Origin of the sequence: Siccibacter colletis (genome assembly GCF_000696575.1) — a bacterium.
Taxonomy (GTDB): domain Bacteria; phylum Pseudomonadota; class Gammaproteobacteria; order Enterobacterales; family Enterobacteriaceae; genus Siccibacter; species Siccibacter colletis.
The window spans coordinates 101534-117874 of the sequence record NZ_JMSQ01000003.1; the positions used below are offsets into that span (position 1 = coordinate 101534).

The following is a 16341-nucleotide window of genomic DNA, read 5'->3' on the forward strand; positions in this document are numbered from 1 at the left end:
ACCACTTCAGCCTACCCCTGCGGTGCGCGCCGGGGAAATAACAAATTCACCGCTGCTTTGCCGGCTGACGGAAATAGCATTGCCGGGCGCGCAGCTATTCCCCTGTGACGGGCTTCTGACTACAATAGCCGCCTTTCGACATCCCGGATAATAATTAACTATGCGCCTGCCATCTTCTCACCTCGAACTGCTCAGCCCGGCTCGCGACGCCGCTATCGCCCGTGAAGCCATCCTTCACGGTGCTGACGCCGTCTACATCGGCGGCCCTGGCTTTGGCGCCCGCCATAATGCCAGCAACAGCCTGCGCGACATCGCTGAGCTGGTGCCGTTCGCCCATCGCTACGGTGCGAAGGTGTTTGTCACCCTGAATACCATTCTGCATGATGACGAGCTGGAGCCGGCGCAGCGCCTGATCACCGATTTCTGGCAGGCCGGGGTGGATGCGCTGATCGTGCAGGATATGGGCGTGCTGGAGCTGGACATCCCGCCGATTGAGCTGCACGCCAGTACCCAGTGCGACATCCGCACGGTGGAGAAAGCGAAGTTCCTTTCCGATGCCGGGTTCTCGCAGATCGTACTGGCGCGCGAGCTGAACCTTCAGCAGATCAAAGCCATTCACGAGCATACTGACGCCACCATTGAGTTCTTTATTCACGGTGCGCTCTGCGTGGCCTATTCCGGTCAGTGCAACATCTCTCACGCCCATACCGGACGCAGCGCCAACCGCGGCGACTGCTCCCAGGCCTGCCGTCTGCCCTACACCCTGAAAGACGATCAGGGGCGTGTGGTGGCCTACGACAAACACCTGCTGTCGATGAAAGATAACGATCAGACTGAGAACCTGGCGGCGCTGATTGATGCCGGGGTGCGCTCCTTCAAAATCGAAGGGCGCTATAAAGATATGAGCTACGTGAAGAACATCACCGCGCACTATCGTCAGATGCTGGACGCGATTATCGAGGATCGCGGCGACCTGGCGCGGTGTTCGGCCGGGCGCACCGAGCACTTCTTCGTGCCGTCCACCGACAAAACCTTCCATCGCGGTAGCACCGACTACTTCGTCAACGCCCGCAAGATCGACATCGGTGCCTTCGACTCACCGAAATTTATCGGTCTGCCGGTGGGGGAAGTGCTGAAAGTGGGTAAAGATCATCTCGACGTGGAAACCACCGAACCGCTGGCTAACGGCGACGGGCTGAACGTGATGATTAAACGCGAAGTGGTAGGTTTTCGCGTCAACGTGGCGCAGAAGACCGGTGACAACCGCTATCGCGTATTCCCGAACGAGATGCCGGACGGGCTAAAAAATCTGCGTCCGCATCACGCGCTCAACCGCAACCTCGATCACAACTGGCAGCAGGCGCTGCTGAAAACCTCCAGCGAGCGGCGTATCGCGCTGGATATCGAACTCAGCGGCTGGCAGGAGCAGCTGATTCTGACTCTCACCAGCGAAGACGGTGTCAGCGTTACCCAAACCCTTGACGGGCAGTTCGATGAGGCCACCAACGCGGAGAAGGCGCTGGCGAACCTGCAGGACGGCCTGGCGAAACTCGGCCAGACCATTTACTACGCCCGCGATCTGCAGGTGAATCTGCCGGGTGCGCTGTTTGTGCCGAACAGCCAGCTTAACCAGCTGCGCCGCGATGCGGTTGAGGTGCTGGATGCAGCGCGTCTGGCGGCATATCCGCGCGGCCTGCGTAAATCAGTGAGCGATCCGGCACCGGTTTACCCGGAAACGCACCTGTCGTTCCTGGCGAACGTCTACAACCACAAAGCGCGCGAGTTCTATCACCGCTACGGCGTGCAGCTGATTGATGCCGCTTATGAAGCGCATGAAGAGAAGGGCGACGTGCCGGTGATGATCACCAAGCACTGCCTGCGCTTCGCCTTTAACCTGTGCCCGAAACAGGCGAAAGGCAATATCAAGAGCTGGAAGGCCACGCCGATGCAGCTGATTAACGGCGACGAGGTGCTGACCCTGAAATTCGACTGCCGTCCGTGTGAGATGCATGTAATTGGCAAGATGAAAAACCACATCCTGAAAATGCCGCTGCCGGGCAGCGTGGTCGCCTCCATCAGCGCCGACGACCTGATGAAGACGCTGCCGAAGCGCAAAGGCGCGTCCGCCTGAGTTCACCCGGCGTTTTTTGCAGGTGGGTGCGCTGCGCTTACCCACCCTACGCATAGCAGGCAACCCCGGGACGAGTAAGCCTGCGCACCCGCCGTGGCGATGCAGAAGGCCGGTTACGCTGACCTGTGCTACACAGGAAAAAAAAGGGAGGCTTTCGCCTCCCTTGTTCGTTAATGCGACTTAAACCCCGCCGCCGTCATTAGCACCCTGAAGAACATGCCGACCAGCGTCAGGGCCAGCACGCTACCGCCCCACAGCACCACCATCCACAGCAGCCGTTTCCACAGGGGGTTATGCTCAGCCGTTTTATGTTCACTCATCAATGGTAACCCTCCCCATGCTGGACTTTGCCGCGGAACACGTAGTAGCTCCAGAAGGTGTAGACCAGGATCACCGGGATAATCAGCAGTGCGCCGACCAGCATAAAGCCCTGGCTTGCTGGCGGTGCTGCGGCCTGCCAGATGGTGATGGACGGCGGGATGATGTGCGGCCAGATGCTGATGCCAAGCCCGCTGAAGCCGAGGAAAATCAGGCCCAGCGTCAGCACAAATGCCAGAGTATGGCTGTTCAGGTTATTCAGGCAGCGCCATAGCCACAGGCTGAACAGCACCACCAGCACCGGGACCGGCATCAGGAACCACAGGTTCGGGAAGCTGAACCAGCGCTCTGAGATGGCCGGGTGCGTCAGCGGCGTCCAGGCGCTGATGATGGCGATGGTCACCAGCAGCGCCAGCAGCAGCGGTTTTGCCACCGCGCGCATCTTGTCCTGCAGCGGATTTTCACTCTTCATCACCAGCCAGCTGGCACCCAGCAGCGCGTAGGCGACAACCAGGCCGAGGCCGCAAAACAGGTTGAACGGCGTCAGCCAGTCGAGCGCGCCGCCGGCAAAGGTGCGGCCTTCCACCGGGAAGCCGTTGATCACCGCACCCACCGCCACGCCCTGGCTGAAGGTCGCCAGAATCGACCCGGCGAGGAACGAGATATCCCAGAACGGGCGGTGCGATTCGGTGGCCTTGAAACGGAACTCAAACGCCACGCCACGGAAAATCAGGCCAATCAGCATGGCGGTGAGCGGGATTGTCAGTGCATCGATAATCACTGCGTAGGCCAGCGGGAAAGCACCGAACAGACCGGCACCGCCCAGCACCAGCCAGGTTTCGTTGCCGTCCCAGACCGGTGCGACGGTGTTAACCATCACGTCACGGTCATGCGGGTCGCGGATAAACGGGAAGAGAATACCGATCCCGAGATCGAACCCGTCCATGACGATATACATCAGCGTGGAGAAGACGATGATGACGAACCAGATAATGGAGAGATCGATACCCATTATTTTTGCTCCTCAGTCTGTTCCAGTCTGTCGCCAGCCGCCGAAAGCGGACGGGCAGGGGTGCCGGTGGTGGAGGACGGAATGCTGTCGACCGCTTCCGGGCCTTTCTTGATCAGCCGCACCATATAGAGATAGCCGACGCCAAACACCGAGGTGTAGACCACGATAAAGGTCAGCAGGCTGAGACTCATGTGCAGATCGCCGTGAGCCGACACCGCATCGCGGGTGCGCAGCAGGCCGTACACTACCCACGGCTGGCGTCCCACCTCGGTGGTCACCCACCCGGCAAGAATGGCAATCAGCCCTGACGGCCCCATCCACAGCGCGAAGTGGTGGAACGGGCGCGAGTGATAGAGGCGGCCCTTATAGCGCAGCCACAGAGCGATCAGGCCCAGACCGATCATCAGGAAGCCCATGCCCACCATGATGCGGAACGACCAGAACACGATAGTGGAGTTCGGGCGCTCATCTTTCGGGAACTCCTTCAGCGCCGGCACCTGCTCGGTAAGGCTGTGGGTCAGGATCAGGCTACCCAGCTTCGGAATTTCCAGCCCGTATTTGGTGCGCTCCTCTTCCATATCCGGCAGGCCAAACAGCAACAGCGGCGTGGCTTCGCCCGGCGGGTTTTCCCAGTGGCCTTCGATGGCGGCGATTTTTGCCGGCTGGTGTTTCAGGGTGTTTAAGCCGTGCATGTCACCGACCATCGCCTGAATGGGGGCAACCAGCAGCGCCATCCACAGCGCCATTGAGAACATTTTGCGGATTGCCGGCGAGTCGTTGCCGCGCAGCAGATGCCAGGCCGCCGACGCGCCGACAAACAGGGCGCTACTGAGGAACGCCGCAATCGACATATGGAACAGGCGATACGGGAACGACGGGTTGAAGATGACCGCGAACCAGTCCACCGGCACCACCTGACCATTCATCACCTCGTAGCCCTGCGGGGTGTGCATCCAGCTGTTAGACGCGAGGATCCAGAAGGTGGACATCAGCGTGCCGAGCGCCACCATACAGGTTGCGAAAAAGTGCAGGCCAGGCCCGACTTTGTTCCAGCCAAACAGCATCACGCCGAGGAAACCGGCTTCAAGGAAGAAGGCAGTCAGCACTTCATAGGTCAGCAACGGCCCGGTGATACTCCCGGCAAACTCCGAGAAGCCGCTCCAGTTAGTACCGAACTGGTAGGCCATTACCAGACCGGACACCACGCCCATCCCGAAGTTAACCGCGAAGATTTTCGACCAGAAGTGGTACAGCGAGCGCCATACCGGATTTTTTGTTTTCAGCCACAGGCCTTCGAGCACCGCCAGATAGCTGGCAAGCCCGATGGTGATGGCGGGAAAAATGATATGGAAAGAGACAGTAAAAGCGAACTGTATCCTTGCCAACATAAACGCGTCTAAACCAAACATGCACAATCCTCATGACATTCTTGTGTCCTGCACATGATAAACAGTGCTGACAATCGGGAGCAGAATCAGAAATGGGTTATTTGACTATAACAGTTAGTGAAAAAAGTGTAGTTTTAACACTCTGTTATAGCCAGACGGCAGCGCGTTTTCCCGCACGGTGGTCTGGCTAAGGTGTTGTTATTCCGGGTCAGCCTCCCGGGGAGCGCGTATGAAAAAATATCAGCGGCTGGCGCAGCAGATAGCCGACCAGATCGCCCTTGGCGTCTGGCAGCCCGGTGACCGGCTGCCGTCCCTGCGTGAGCAGGTGGCCAGCAGCGGGATCAGTTTTATGACCGTCAGCCACGCCTATCAGGTGCTGGAGGGGCAGGGTGCGATCGTCGCGCGTCCGCAGTCCGGCTATTACGTCGCCCCGACGCCGCCGAAGCGTAAACCCATCGCGCCCGCCCAGGTGATGCGTGATGAAGCTGTTGACATCAACACCTATATCTTTGACGTCCTGCAGGCCAGTACTAACGCGGCGGTGGTGCCGTTCGGCTCGGCGTTTCCCGACCCGCGACTGTTCCCGCAGGCCCAGCTCAACCGCTCGCTGGCTAACGTCAGTAAAACCGCCACCGCCATGAGCGTGATCGAGAACCTGCCCCCCGGCAACGAAGCGCTGCGCCACGCCATTGCCCGGCGCTACGCCCTGCAGGGGATGACGGTCTCTCCGGATGAAATTGTCATCACCGCCGGGGCGCTGGAAGCCCTCAACCTGAGCCTGCAGGCCGTGACCGAGCCGGGGGACTGGGTGATTGTGGAAAATCCCTGTTTCTACGGCGCGCTACAGGCGCTGGAGCGGCTGCGTCTGAAAGCGCTCTCGGTTGCCACCGATGTGCAGGAGGGGATCGATCTCGCCGCGCTGGAAGAGGCGCTCAACAGCTATCCGGTGAAAGCCTGCTGGCTGATGACCAACAGCCAGAATCCGCTCGGCTTTACCCTCAGCCCGGAGAAAAAGCGCAAGCTGGTTGCGCTGCTGGCGGCGCACAACGTGGCGCTGATTGAGGACGATGTCTACAGCGAGCTCTATTACGGGCGCGATAAGCCGCTGCCGGCCCGGGCGTTTGATGAGCTGGGCAACACGCTGCACTGCTCGTCGTTTTCGAAATGCCTGGTTGCCGGGTTTCGCATCGGCTGGGTGGCAGCCGGGAAACATGCGCGCCGCATTCAGCAGCTGCAGCTGATGAGCACGCTCTCCACCAGTTCGCCGATGCAGCTCGCCCTGGTGGATTACCTGGCGACCAAACGCTACGACACTCATCTGCGCCGTCTGCGCCGCCAGCTGGCACAGCGCAAGCATCAGGCGTGGCAGACGCTACAGCGCGTCATGCCGCCGGAGGTGAAGATCCACCGCAGCGACAGCGGCTATTTTCTCTGGCTGGAGCTTCCCGCCCACCTGGATGCCAGCGTACTGAGCGAGCGGGCGCTGCAGCACAACATCAGCATCGCACCGGGAAAAATGTTCAGCACCAGTAACACCTGGCACCACTTCTTCCGCTTCAACGCCTCCTGGGAGTGGGGCGATCGTGAAGGCCAGGCGGTGGAAACCCTGGCGCGGCTGGTGCGCGAGATGTCCGGCAGTAAGTCATAGGAAATGATGATGCCTGCCGCTTTCTCAGCACGGCTATCTACACTGTAAACAGCGAGCCCGTAACGCCGTTACCGGGCTTCGTTGTCACACAGTGCGCTTCGTCACATCGTGAGTAAAAATCCGCGCGTCGGGCGGTGCGTCGACGTGCCGAAGGCTACTGTTTTTCATATACCTGACGAATGGGTCCGGGCCTTGATAGCGAGGGGATCACGATGCAAAGCCAGCTGTTGATAAATGGAAGTCTGGTGGAGGGGGGCGGTGCAAAGCTGCCGGTGTTCAACCCGGCCACTGGTGAGGTGCTGCTGGAGATTGCCGAGGCGACCGCAGCGCAGGTTGACGAGGCGGTACGCGCTGCCGATGCTGCCTTTGCCGAATGGGGACACTGCACCCCAAAAGCCCGCGCCGAAGCGCTGCTGGCGCTGGCGGACACCATCGAGGAGAACGCCGAGATCTTCGCCCGGCTGGAGTCGCGCAACTGCGGCAAGCCTTATCACTGCGTAATCAACGACGAGCTGCCCGCCGTGGTGGACGTGTTCCGCTTTTTTGCCGGCGCGGCGCGCTGCCTGAACGGGCTGGCCGCCGGGGAATATCTTGAAGGCCATACCTCAATGATCCGCCGCGATCCGCTGGGCGTCGTCGCGTCCATCGCACCCTGGAACTACCCGCTGATGATGGCCGCCTGGAAACTGGCACCGGCGCTGGCGGCGGGAAACTGCGTGGTGATTAAACCCTCCGAAATCACGCCGCTGACGACCTTTAAGCTGGCGGAGCTGGCAAAAGACATTCTGCCTGCCGGGGTGCTGAATGTCCTGTTTGGCCGCGGCCAGACTGTCGGTGATGCGCTGACCGGTCATCCGAAAGTGCGGATGGTGTCCCTGACCGGCTCCATCGCCACCGGGGAACACATCATCGGGCATACCGCCTCGTCGATTAAGCGCACCCATATGGAGCTGGGCGGCAAAGCCCCGGTGATCGTGTTTGATGACGCGGATATCGATGCGGTCGTGGAAGGGGTTCGCACGTTCGGCTATTACAACGCCGGCCAGGACTGTACCGCCGCCTGCCGTATCTACGCGCATCGTGCCATACACGATACGCTGGTTGAAAAGCTGGGTGCGGCGGTCGCCAGCCTGAAACAGGGCGCGCCCGATGATGCTGAAACCGAACTCGGGCCGCTCAGCTCGCTGGCACACCTGGAGCGGGTAGCCGCTGCCGTCGAAAAAGCGAAAGCGCTGCCGCACATCCGCGTGGTGACCGGTGGTGAAAAGGTCGCGGGCAGCGGCTACTTCTTCCAGCCGACGTTGCTGGCCGGGGCGAAGCAGGAGGATGAGATCGTCCAGCGTGAGGTGTTTGGCCCGGTAGTGAGCGTCACGGCCTTTGACGACGAGGCGCAGGTTATAGACTGGGCGAATGATTCAGAGTACGGGCTGGCATCATCGGTCTGGACTCGTGACGTCGGGCGCGCCCATCGCGTCAGCGCCAGGCTGCAGTACGGCTGCACCTGGGTTAACACCCACTTTATGCTGGTCAGCGAAATGCCCCACGGCGGCCAGAAACACTCCGGCTACGGCAAAGATATGTCGCTCTACGGGCTGGAAGATTACACCACGGTACGCCACGTGATGATAAAACACTGACCGCGGCAGCTAATCGTAACCATAACCGCCTGCGGGCGGTTTTTTTGCGGCCAAAAACCACCTGGTTTAAGAGTTAACTTTTCTCTACCGCTGCGTTACATTGATGGGCGTTATTTTTATATCGGAAAAGGATGATTCATGAAGCGGTATGCACTGTTATTTGTCTGCTTATTTCCCTCAATTGCCCTGGCTAAATTTATTCACCCGATGGATTTTGACGGTTCTGATGCGCAGAAGCAGGAAGTGATCGACTACATCCAGACAAAAGTGAAAGAGAACTACTGCGAAGGCCCGATCGACATGTGTCAGGAAAGCATGTTACGCATGATGGAGAAGCAGAACCTGAAGGCGTTTAAACAGGCTTCTGAAGCGACCGACCGCACGATTATGGATCAGGTGGTCAATGACTACTGTCGTTCAGGCATCGACATGTGCGACTACAATACGATCAATATGATGTATCAACAAAACCTCAAAGCCGCCGGTGAAAAACTCGAGTGGTAATCGCGCGCTGCGCATTTTTTACAGAGGCTCTGGCTCTGTGTCTTTTGACAAGGAATATTCAATGAAAAAATTAATTCTCCCCGCGCTGGCCGTAATGATGCTGGCAGGCTGTAACGAGCCGGAAATCGACACCACCACCGAAGAAACCATGAAGTCATCCATTCAGGAAGTCCGTAATAGCCTGGATGACGCCGACAAACCGCGGTTTGATAGTGCTGTTCAGATCGTCGCCCTGAGTAATATTTCCATGCGGGAACTCCTTCAGGCGAAGGAAAATAATGATGATGAATTTATGCAAAATAAATTCAAAGAAAGCCTTGATGGTAAATCAGGCAAAGAAGTCATCGCCCAGGCAGAAGAAATCCAGAAGAAGCGTCAGGCACAATAGCGCGAGCGGCCAGAAAAAAGTACGCGAATCAACCTAAAAAAAACCCTTCTGAAGTGAAATCCAGTACATTTCAGAAGGGAGACCAACAGGTCATTCGTTACAAAGAACCGCACTAAAATATTCATTCCAAAAATAATTACCAGCTGTATTAATTTCTTTACTAGAAACAATCCTTATGTGAAATTTCCTAATGCCTGACCAGCGCTGGTAAGGGCCAGGGCTGGCAGTGCCAAATCCCGTGGTGTCGACTACGCTTGAAAGAGGTTAACACTGAGGAGAGAGTGATGACGGACGTAAACCGTACGCAGGTAAACGATAAAGAAAGCGAAAAAAATCCGGCGAAGAAACCGCCTGCTAAACAAGGCGAGGTGCCGCGCAAGCGCGACGACAGTCAGGAAGGCTAATCGATATCAACAGGCACCTTGCGTGCCTGTTTTGCTTTTTACGGTCCGGTTACCCGATGCTGAGACCAATCACCGCATTGACCAGCGACGACGCCATAAAGATCCCCCCCACCAGCAGGAAGGTTTGCTGCTTTTGCGTGACGGCAAGGGCAAGCATGATCAACGCAGTAATGAAAAACGGGATGGCGATGATAGTAAATGTGGACATGCGTGTTCCTCAGGTAACGGGCGTGCTGGCAGTGTAACGGAACACGGCGCGACACATCAGCCCTTAAATATGAGAGGGGCGGTGAGGCTGCTCTGAAACATATGGTCAATTCTTGATATACGTCAAAAAATGGCGCATAGTGCGCGCGAATTTTTTTGATGCTGGATCACATTTTAGCGATGACGCTTTATCAACACATGCTGGTATTTTACGGCGTAATGGCCGCCCTGGCCGCGCTGATCACTTTCTTCCTGGCGAAAGATCGTATCAGCATGAAACTCCTCAGCGCAGTACTGGTTGGCGCAACCTGGCCGATGAGCTTTCCGGTTGCGCTGATGTTTTCGCTGTTCTGATTTCAGGCTGAACCACGGCGCTGGATCTCCCACGGCAGGATCTCGTCCACTGGCTCGCTCTGCGGATTGTCAATCCGCGCCATCAATAGCTGCACGCTGCGCACGCCCAACTGATGCATCGGCTGCTGCACCGTGGTGAGCGGCGGGGTAGTGACCGCACCAAACGGTACGCCGTCAAAGCCCATTACCGCGACGTCATCCGGCACGCGCAGCCCGCGCTCGTGGGCATAATGCAGTGCGCCGCCGGCTAACGAGTCGGAGATAGCGAACACCGCATCCGGCTTCTCATCCCCGCTGAACAGTTCGGCCATCGCCTGATACCCCGCCTGATACTCAAGCCCGTCGGCACGCGCCACGGCCTGCCATGCCGCACCGCGCGCGGCGCGATACCCGGCTTCGCGCTGCTGAGAGTAGAGGTAGCGCAGGTCGCCGCTGATCATGGCGATACGTTGATACCCTTTCTGCGACAGATACTCAATAGCGCTGACCGCCGCGGCATGGTTATCGATAGTCACCGATGACGCGTTATACCCGGTATTTCCCTCGCCGCACTGCACCCAGGGCGCGTTACCGATAAGTGTAGTCAGACCTGGCAGGCAGTCGATGGCGTCCATGGTAATCACGCCGTCCACCACTTTGCCGCTCAGAAGCTGCAGATAGGCAGATTCCCGGTGCAGGCGCGACTCAGAGTTACACAGCAGAATGTGGTAGCCCTGGTGTTCAGCTTCCTCTTCAATCCCGCGTACCACGCCGGCGCAAAACGGGTTGGTGATGCTGGAAACCAGCACCAGCAGCATCCGGCTGCGCGAGGTTCGGAGCTGGCGCGCCAGCAGATTCGGCTGGTATTCACAGGCGGCGATGGCGGCCAGCACTTTGTCGCGGGTAGCGGGTTTGACGCCGGGGTTGCCGTTCAGCACGCGGGAAACCGTTGCGGTTGAGACGCCGGCAAGCTGCGCCACTTTATCGATAGACATGCTGTTCCTTTTTGGCGGTATACGAACTGTGAAGCACCCTGCAAATTGCGTCGATAGTAGCAAATTATTGTGCTGTGCATTGGTGAAGCGCATAGCAATCGATTACATTTTGATTCAGACACCAATGTAATCGATTACAAAAACAATAACCCTACACGACCACACACTGCAGGAGGATGCTATGTCTTCTCAGCCCGTCACACAAACCGCCGTCGCGCAACACCGGTGGGTGATCCCCCGTCTGTCCCTGATGATGTTTCTGGAGTTTTTTGTCTGGGGTGCCTGGTACGTCACCCTCGGCATCGTAATGGGGAAATATGGCCTCAGCGCGATGATCGGCGATGCGTACTCAACCGGGCCCATCGCCTCGATTTTATCGCCGTTCCTGCTCGGGATGCTGGTGGATCGCTTCTTTGCCTCGCAGAAGGTGCTCGGCGTCATGCACCTGGTGGGGGCGGCGCTGCTCTGGTGGCTGCCGGGCCTGTTTGAAAGCGGGCAGAGCGGGCTGCTGTGGGTGATCTTCGCCTACATGCTGTGCTACATGCCGACCATTGCCCTGAGCAATAACGTGGCGTTTCACAGCCTGGCGAACAGCGAGAAGGGCTTCCCGGTGGTGCGCGCCTTCGGCACTATCGGCTGGATCGTCGCAGGTCTGATCGTCGGCGTGACAGGGCTCTCGGACAGCACCGGCATCTTCACCCTGGCGGCAATCGCCTCGCTGGTATTGGGGATCTACAGCTTCACGCTCCCACATACGCCGGCCCCGGACCGCGGTAAGCCGCTGTCGATGCGCGATCTGCTGTGTGCCGACGCCTTCGCCCTGCTGAAGCAGCGCCACTTTATGGTGTTTATCATCTGCGCCACGCTGATCTCGATTCCGCTCGCGGCGTACTATGCCTACGCCGCACCGTTTATCTCGGCGGTGGGTTTTGAAAACGTCAGCGGGGTGATGTCGCTGGGGCAGATGTCCGAGCTGCTGTTCATGCTGCTGATCCCGTTCTTCTTCCGCCGTCTCGGCATCAAGCTGATGCTGCTCATCGGTATGCTGGCCTGGTTCCTGCGCTACGCCATGTTCGCCCTCGGCATCAGCGAAGAGACCCGCTGGATGGTCTACATCGGCATCATTCTGCACGGCATCTGCTACGACTTCTTCTTTGTCATTGGCTTCATCTACACCGACAAAGTGGCGGGCGAAAAGGTGAAAGGCCAGGCGCAAAGCCTGCTGGTGCTGTTCACCTACGGGCTGGGGATGCTCATCGGCTCGCAGATCAGCGGCGCGGTGTTCAACCGCTCGGTGACCGCCGAGGGCGCGCAGGCGCTGGCGCAGTGGCAGAGCTTCTGGTGGATGCCGGCCATCGCCGCGCTGGCGATCGCGGCGCTGTTCTTCGTTACCTTTAACTACCGCGAGGAGACAAAACGTGACTGAACCGTTACGCGTGGTGGTGGTTGGCTGCGGCAATATGGGGCGCGCCCATGCACAGGCGTATGCGGCGTTGCCCGAATTCACCCTCTGCGGGCTGGTATCACGCGGCACCTCGAAGCATCAGCTTAACGCGTTGCTGCCCGAGCCGGTGCCCTGCTATGAGGATCTCAAAATCGCCATCAGCGACGCGCGCCCCGATGCGGTCTGTATCGCCACCTGGCCTGACAGCCATGAAACCCTGGCGCTCACTGCCCTGGCGGCGGGTTGCCATGTATTTATTGAAAAGCCGCTCGCCACCACGGTCACCGGCGCAAAGCGGCTGGTGGCGACGTCGCAGCTGGCGGGGAAAAAGCTGGTCGTCGGCTACATTCTGCGCCATCACCCGGCGTGGCAGCAGTTTATCACCCGGGCTAAAAACCTCGGCAAACCGCTGGTGATGCGCATGAACCTTAACCAGCAGAGCAGCGGCAGCGCGTGGCAGACCCATCGCCAGCTGATGGCCTCGCTGTCGCCCATCGTTGACTGCGGTGTGCACTATCTCGACGTGATGTGCCAGATGACCGACGCGGAGCCGGTGAGCGTTAGCGCCATCGGCGCGCGACTCAGCGATGAGATCAGCACCAGCCAGTACAACTACGGTCAGCTGCAAGTGCGCTTCAGCGACGGCTCCGTCGGCTGGTATGAGGCGGGCTGGGGGCCGATGATGAGCCAGACCGCGTTCTTTATCAAAGACGTAATTGGCCCGCGCGGCAGCGTCTCGATTGTGGCGCGCGAGGCGGGTGGAGAAGGGCAGTCGGCAAGCGTCGAGGCCCACACCCGGACGGAATCACTGCGCGTCCATGCCTCGCTGCTCAATGAGCAGGGCGAATTTACCCGTCAGGATGAGTGGATTGATACCGGCGACGAGCCGGATCATGACGCACTCTGCGTTCGCCAGCAGCAGTTTTTTGCCCGGGCGATCGGGGAGAACCTCAATCTGCTACCCCACCTGCAACAGGCTATCGACAGCCTCGCCGTGGTGCTGGCCGCCGATCGCGCCATGCGCGAGCAGCGTACCGTCTGGCTCAACGGCGATCGACATCAGGAGTAAACGGATGAAAACCTTACGTGGCCCGTCCATTTTTCTGTCGCAGTTTATCGGTGAGCACGCGCCGTTTAACACTCTGCCGACGCTGGCCGCCTGGGCGGCGAGCCTGGGATATAAAGCGGTGCAGATCCCGACCCATCTGCCGCATATTTTCGATCTGGAAAAAGCCGCTGCCAGCCAGGCGTATTGTGATGAGATTAGCGGAATGCTCGCCTCGCACGGGCTGGCAATCAGCGAGCTCTCAACCCATTTGCAGGGGCAACTGGTGGCGGTACACCCGGCTTACGAGCCGGCCTTCGCCGGGTTCGGCCCGTCGCAATTTGCCCGCGACCCCGCCGGGCGTCAGCAGTGGGCGACCGCGACCCTGAAGCAGGCGGCGCAGGCCTCAACGCGCCTCGGCCTGACGGCGCACGCCACCTTCTCCGGGGCGCTGGCGTGGCCCTACTTTTACCCCTGGCCGCCGCGCAATGCCCTGCTGCTGGATGAGGCGTTTGCCGAACTGGCCCGGCGCTGGCGTCCGATCCTCAACGCGTTCGAGGAGGCCGGGGTGGATCTCTGTTACGAGCTGCACCCCGGCGAGGATCTGCACGACGGCGTGACCTTCGCGCGCTTCCTTGAGCTGACCGGTAACCATCCCCGGGCCTGCATCCTCTACGATCCGAGTCATATGCTGCTTCAGCATATGGATTACCTGAGCTTTATCGACAGCTGGCATTCGCGCATCCGTGCGTTCCACGTTAAGGATGCTGAGTTTACGCCCTCGGCGCAGAGCGGCGTCTACGGCGGCTATCAGGCCTGGGCCGAGCGTCCGGGGCGTTTCCGCTCGCCCGGTGACGGCCAGATCGATTTCAACGGCATCTTCAGCAAACTGGCGCAGTATGACTATCCCGGCTGGGCGACGCTGGAGTGGGAGTGCTGCCTGAAATCCGCGGAAACCGGGGCGCAGGAAGGGGCTCCGTTTATCGCGCGCCATATCATTCAGGTTGCGGAACATGCCTTTGATGACTTCGCGGCCCGGGACAGCGACCGCGCCGCCATCCGCGAGATGCTCGGACTGGGTGATCAGCCATGACGACGCGGCGTTTGCGGCTGGGCATGGTCGGCGGCGGCGAAGGGGCGTTCATCGGCGCGGTGCACCGTATTGCCGCGCGTATGGATGACCAGTATCAGCTGGTAGCCGGCGCATTCTCCTCCAGGGCGGAGGTAGCCGCCCGCAGCGGTGCCGCGCTGCACATTGAACCGGCTCGCTGCTACGCCACCTGGCAAAGCATGGCCGAACGCGAAGCAGCGCGCGAGGATGGCATTGATGTGGTGGCGATCGTCACGCCGAACCATCTGCACGTCCCGGTCGCCCGCACCTTTCTGGCGCAGGGCATCCACGTTATCTGCGACAAGCCTTTAGGGCTTACGCTGGATGAGGGTCGCGCGCTGGCAGATGACATTGCGCGCAGCGGCTGCCGATTTGTGCTGACCCACAACTACAGCGCGCTGCCGATGGTGCGCGAAGCGCGTACCCGCGTCGCTAAGGGCGAGCTGGGGGAGATCCGCAGCGTTGAGGTGGAGTACCTGCAGGGCTGGCTTAACGAACGGGTTGAGTTAACCGATAACAAGCAGGCGTCATGGCGTGCCGATCCTGCGCTTGCCGGGGCCGGTGCCGCCGGAGATATTGCCACCCACGCCTGGCAGCTGGCGGCGTTTGTCAGCGGCATGCTGCCGGAGGCCCTGCGCGGTGAGCTGTTAACCCGCGTGGCGGGGCGGCAAATCGATGACGAAGTGTTCGCCGAGATGCGCTATGCCAGCGGGGCGCGCGGGCGGCTGTGGGCCAGCCAGGTTGCCACCGGGTATGAAAACGATCTGCGGCTGCGCATCGTCGGCACCCGTGCCAGCCTGGCGTTTCGCCAGCAGCAGCCCAATGAGTTGACTATCCTGCCGCACGACGCCCCGGCGTATGTGGTGACCCGCAACGGACAGGGCATCTCGGCTGAGGTTGCGCTGACGTGCCGTACCCCGGCAGGCCATCCCGAAGGATATCTGGAGGGATTTGCCCAGATCTACCGCGAAGCGGCGCAGCTGATCCGCGGTGAGGCGATGCCGCTGCTGCCCGGTATTGCCGACGGCATCGCCGGCATGCAGTTCATCGCGCGCCTGCGGCAGAGCAGTGAGCAGGAGGGGGCTTGGGTGGCGTGGGCGTAGGGCGAACCGCGTCACAGCCACGTTTTAAAGGCGGGAGAGAAAAATAAAACCCGGAGCTTGCTCCGGGTTCTTTCCATAATGCACCAGACATCAGTCAAACACGTTATTGATCACCGCGGTGACCAGCGCCGTGCTTAGCGCAATCAGTACCAGATCTTTACCCACCATCTGCCACTCGTAACCCGGATAGTAAGGCAGCTCGCTCAGCATCGAGGCCGGCACGGCTTTCTTCGCAATCCCCGGCGGGAGCGGTTTGCCGCGCGCCAGATTTTTGGCGATGCCAGGTGGCAGCGGTTTATTACCGGTAAGCCCATAATTCACCGCCAGATGGCGGGCGCGATCGTAGCTGATGTCGCGCTCGACGCGGTCGGGTTTACCGTAGTTTTTGCCGTTGCCCTGTTTTGCGGCGTTTCCTTTCTCTGCCTTTTCCGGTTTATTGCCGTGGTTGCCATGCTTGTTGCCGTTGCCATTACCATTGCCGTTATTTGCCAGCACCGGCGCCGACACCAGTGACACGCAGCCTGCCAGCAGTACTGCCATAAGAGATAAGCGACGCGTTTTCATACCTTTTTCCTCATCCGACGGGAGCAACGCTATTCCACCACAATGCCAGCCCAACGCTATCTCACGTATTCCTGGTTTGTGGTCAGGTGCAAATTCCAGGCAAAAAAAA

At 59.6% G+C, this 16341-nt stretch carries 17 protein-coding genes; 11 read left to right on the plus strand and 6 right to left on the minus strand.

Features of this window, described 5'->3' with window-relative positions:
- The first annotated feature begins 160 nt into the window (after positions 1-160).
- Positions 161-2131, plus strand: a complete 1971-nt coding sequence (locus ET34_RS0103035; protein ID WP_031519365.1) for a peptidase U32 family protein — start codon at positions 161-163, stop codon at positions 2129-2131.
- A gap of 170 nt (positions 2132-2301) precedes the next feature.
- Here the strand turns inward: ET34_RS0103035 and ET34_RS21480 are convergent, their stop codons facing one another.
- From ET34_RS21480 to ET34_RS0103050, 3 genes are read right to left on the minus strand one after another with little or no spacing between them, the layout of a single operon-like run.
- On the minus strand, positions 2302-2451 hold the full coding sequence (locus ET34_RS21480; protein ID WP_072001948.1) for a DUF2474 domain-containing protein: 150 nt from the start codon (positions 2449-2451) through the stop codon (positions 2302-2304).
- Positions 2451-3461: a cytochrome d ubiquinol oxidase subunit II gene (gene cydB, locus ET34_RS0103045; RefSeq protein WP_031519366.1), complete on the minus strand. Its 1011-nt coding sequence runs from the start codon at positions 3459-3461 to the stop codon at positions 2451-2453. The genes ET34_RS21480 and cydB overlap by 1 nt, the downstream gene beginning before the upstream one ends.
- Positions 3461-4870: a cytochrome ubiquinol oxidase subunit I gene (locus ET34_RS0103050; protein WP_031519368.1), complete on the minus strand. Its 1410-nt coding sequence runs from the start codon at positions 4868-4870 to the stop codon at positions 3461-3463. The genes cydB and ET34_RS0103050 overlap by 1 nt, the downstream gene beginning before the upstream one ends.
- 208 nt (positions 4871-5078) lie before the next feature.
- On the opposite strand from ET34_RS0103050, the gene ET34_RS0103055 reads away from it, so the two are divergent.
- The 5 genes from ET34_RS0103055 to ET34_RS23165 all read left to right on the plus strand — a co-directional run bounded on the left by ET34_RS0103055 (position 5079) and on the right by ET34_RS23165 (position 9430).
- Positions 5079-6497: an aminotransferase-like domain-containing protein gene (locus tag ET34_RS0103055; RefSeq protein ID WP_031519370.1), complete on the plus strand. Its 1419-nt coding sequence runs from the start codon at positions 5079-5081 to the stop codon at positions 6495-6497.
- A gap of 212 nt (positions 6498-6709) precedes the next feature.
- A complete protein-coding gene (gene patD / locus ET34_RS0103060) occupies positions 6710-8134 on the plus strand; it encodes an aminobutyraldehyde dehydrogenase (RefSeq protein WP_031519372.1) in 1425 nt (474 codons plus the stop codon).
- Between the two features lie 138 nt (positions 8135-8272).
- Positions 8273-8638 carry a hypothetical protein gene (locus ET34_RS0103065; protein WP_031519373.1) on the plus strand — a complete coding sequence of 122 codons (366 nt, stop codon included), beginning with the start codon at positions 8273-8275 and terminating at the stop codon, positions 8636-8638.
- 61 nt (positions 8639-8699) lie between these two features.
- Positions 8700-9026, plus strand: coding sequence for a membrane lipoprotein lipid attachment site-containing protein (locus ET34_RS20790; protein WP_035890836.1), 327 nt, complete (start codon positions 8700-8702; stop codon positions 9024-9026).
- A 284-nt stretch (positions 9027-9310) separates the two neighbouring features.
- On the plus strand, positions 9311-9430 hold the full coding sequence (locus tag ET34_RS23165) for a hypothetical protein (protein WP_236633807.1): 120 nt from the start codon (positions 9311-9313) through the stop codon (positions 9428-9430).
- A gap of 49 nt (positions 9431-9479) precedes the next feature.
- On the opposite strand, the gene ET34_RS22745 is transcribed toward ET34_RS23165, so the two are convergent.
- Positions 9480-9638, minus strand: a complete 159-nt coding sequence (locus ET34_RS22745; protein ID WP_169738113.1) for a hypothetical protein — start codon at positions 9636-9638, stop codon at positions 9480-9482.
- Positions 9639-9817: 179 nt separating this feature from the next.
- Here ET34_RS22745 and ET34_RS20795 point away from each other — a divergent pair, with 179 nt between their 5' ends.
- On the plus strand, positions 9818-9991 hold the full coding sequence (locus ET34_RS20795; RefSeq protein ID WP_072001951.1) for a GhoT/OrtT family toxin: 174 nt from the start codon (positions 9818-9820) through the stop codon (positions 9989-9991).
- Between the two features lie 2 nt (positions 9992-9993).
- On the opposite strand, the gene ET34_RS0103090 is transcribed toward ET34_RS20795, so the two are convergent.
- Positions 9994-10965 (minus strand): LacI family DNA-binding transcriptional regulator, encoded by a 972-nt coding sequence (locus ET34_RS0103090; protein ID WP_031519375.1) that lies wholly within the window; start codon positions 10963-10965, stop codon positions 9994-9996.
- 181 nt (positions 10966-11146) lie between these two features.
- Here ET34_RS0103090 and ET34_RS0103095 point away from each other — a divergent pair, with 181 nt between their 5' ends.
- The 4 genes from ET34_RS0103095 to ET34_RS0103110 are packed head-to-tail and all read left to right on the plus strand — an operon-like array spanning position 11147 to position 15668.
- Positions 11147-12391 carry an MFS transporter gene (locus ET34_RS0103095; protein ID WP_031519376.1) on the plus strand — a complete coding sequence of 415 codons (1245 nt, stop codon included), beginning with the start codon at positions 11147-11149 and terminating at the stop codon, positions 12389-12391.
- Entirely contained in the window at positions 12384-13478 is a 1095-nt protein-coding gene (locus ET34_RS0103100; protein ID WP_031519378.1) for a Gfo/Idh/MocA family oxidoreductase, read from the plus strand. The genes ET34_RS0103095 and ET34_RS0103100 overlap by 8 nt, the downstream gene beginning before the upstream one ends.
- Positions 13479-13482: 4 nt before the next feature.
- Positions 13483-14547 (plus strand): sugar phosphate isomerase/epimerase family protein, encoded by a 1065-nt coding sequence (locus ET34_RS0103105; protein ID WP_031519379.1) that lies wholly within the window; start codon positions 13483-13485, stop codon positions 14545-14547.
- Positions 14544-15668: a Gfo/Idh/MocA family protein gene (locus ET34_RS0103110; protein ID WP_031519381.1), complete on the plus strand. Its 1125-nt coding sequence runs from the start codon at positions 14544-14546 to the stop codon at positions 15666-15668. Before ET34_RS0103105 ends, ET34_RS0103110 begins: the two co-directional genes overlap by 4 nt.
- Positions 15669-15758: 90 nt before the next feature.
- On the opposite strand, the gene ET34_RS0103115 is transcribed toward ET34_RS0103110, so the two are convergent.
- Positions 15759-16232, minus strand: a complete 474-nt coding sequence (locus ET34_RS0103115; protein ID WP_031519383.1) for an anti-virulence regulator CigR family protein — start codon at positions 16230-16232, stop codon at positions 15759-15761.
- Between the last annotated feature and the right edge of the window lie 109 nt (positions 16233-16341).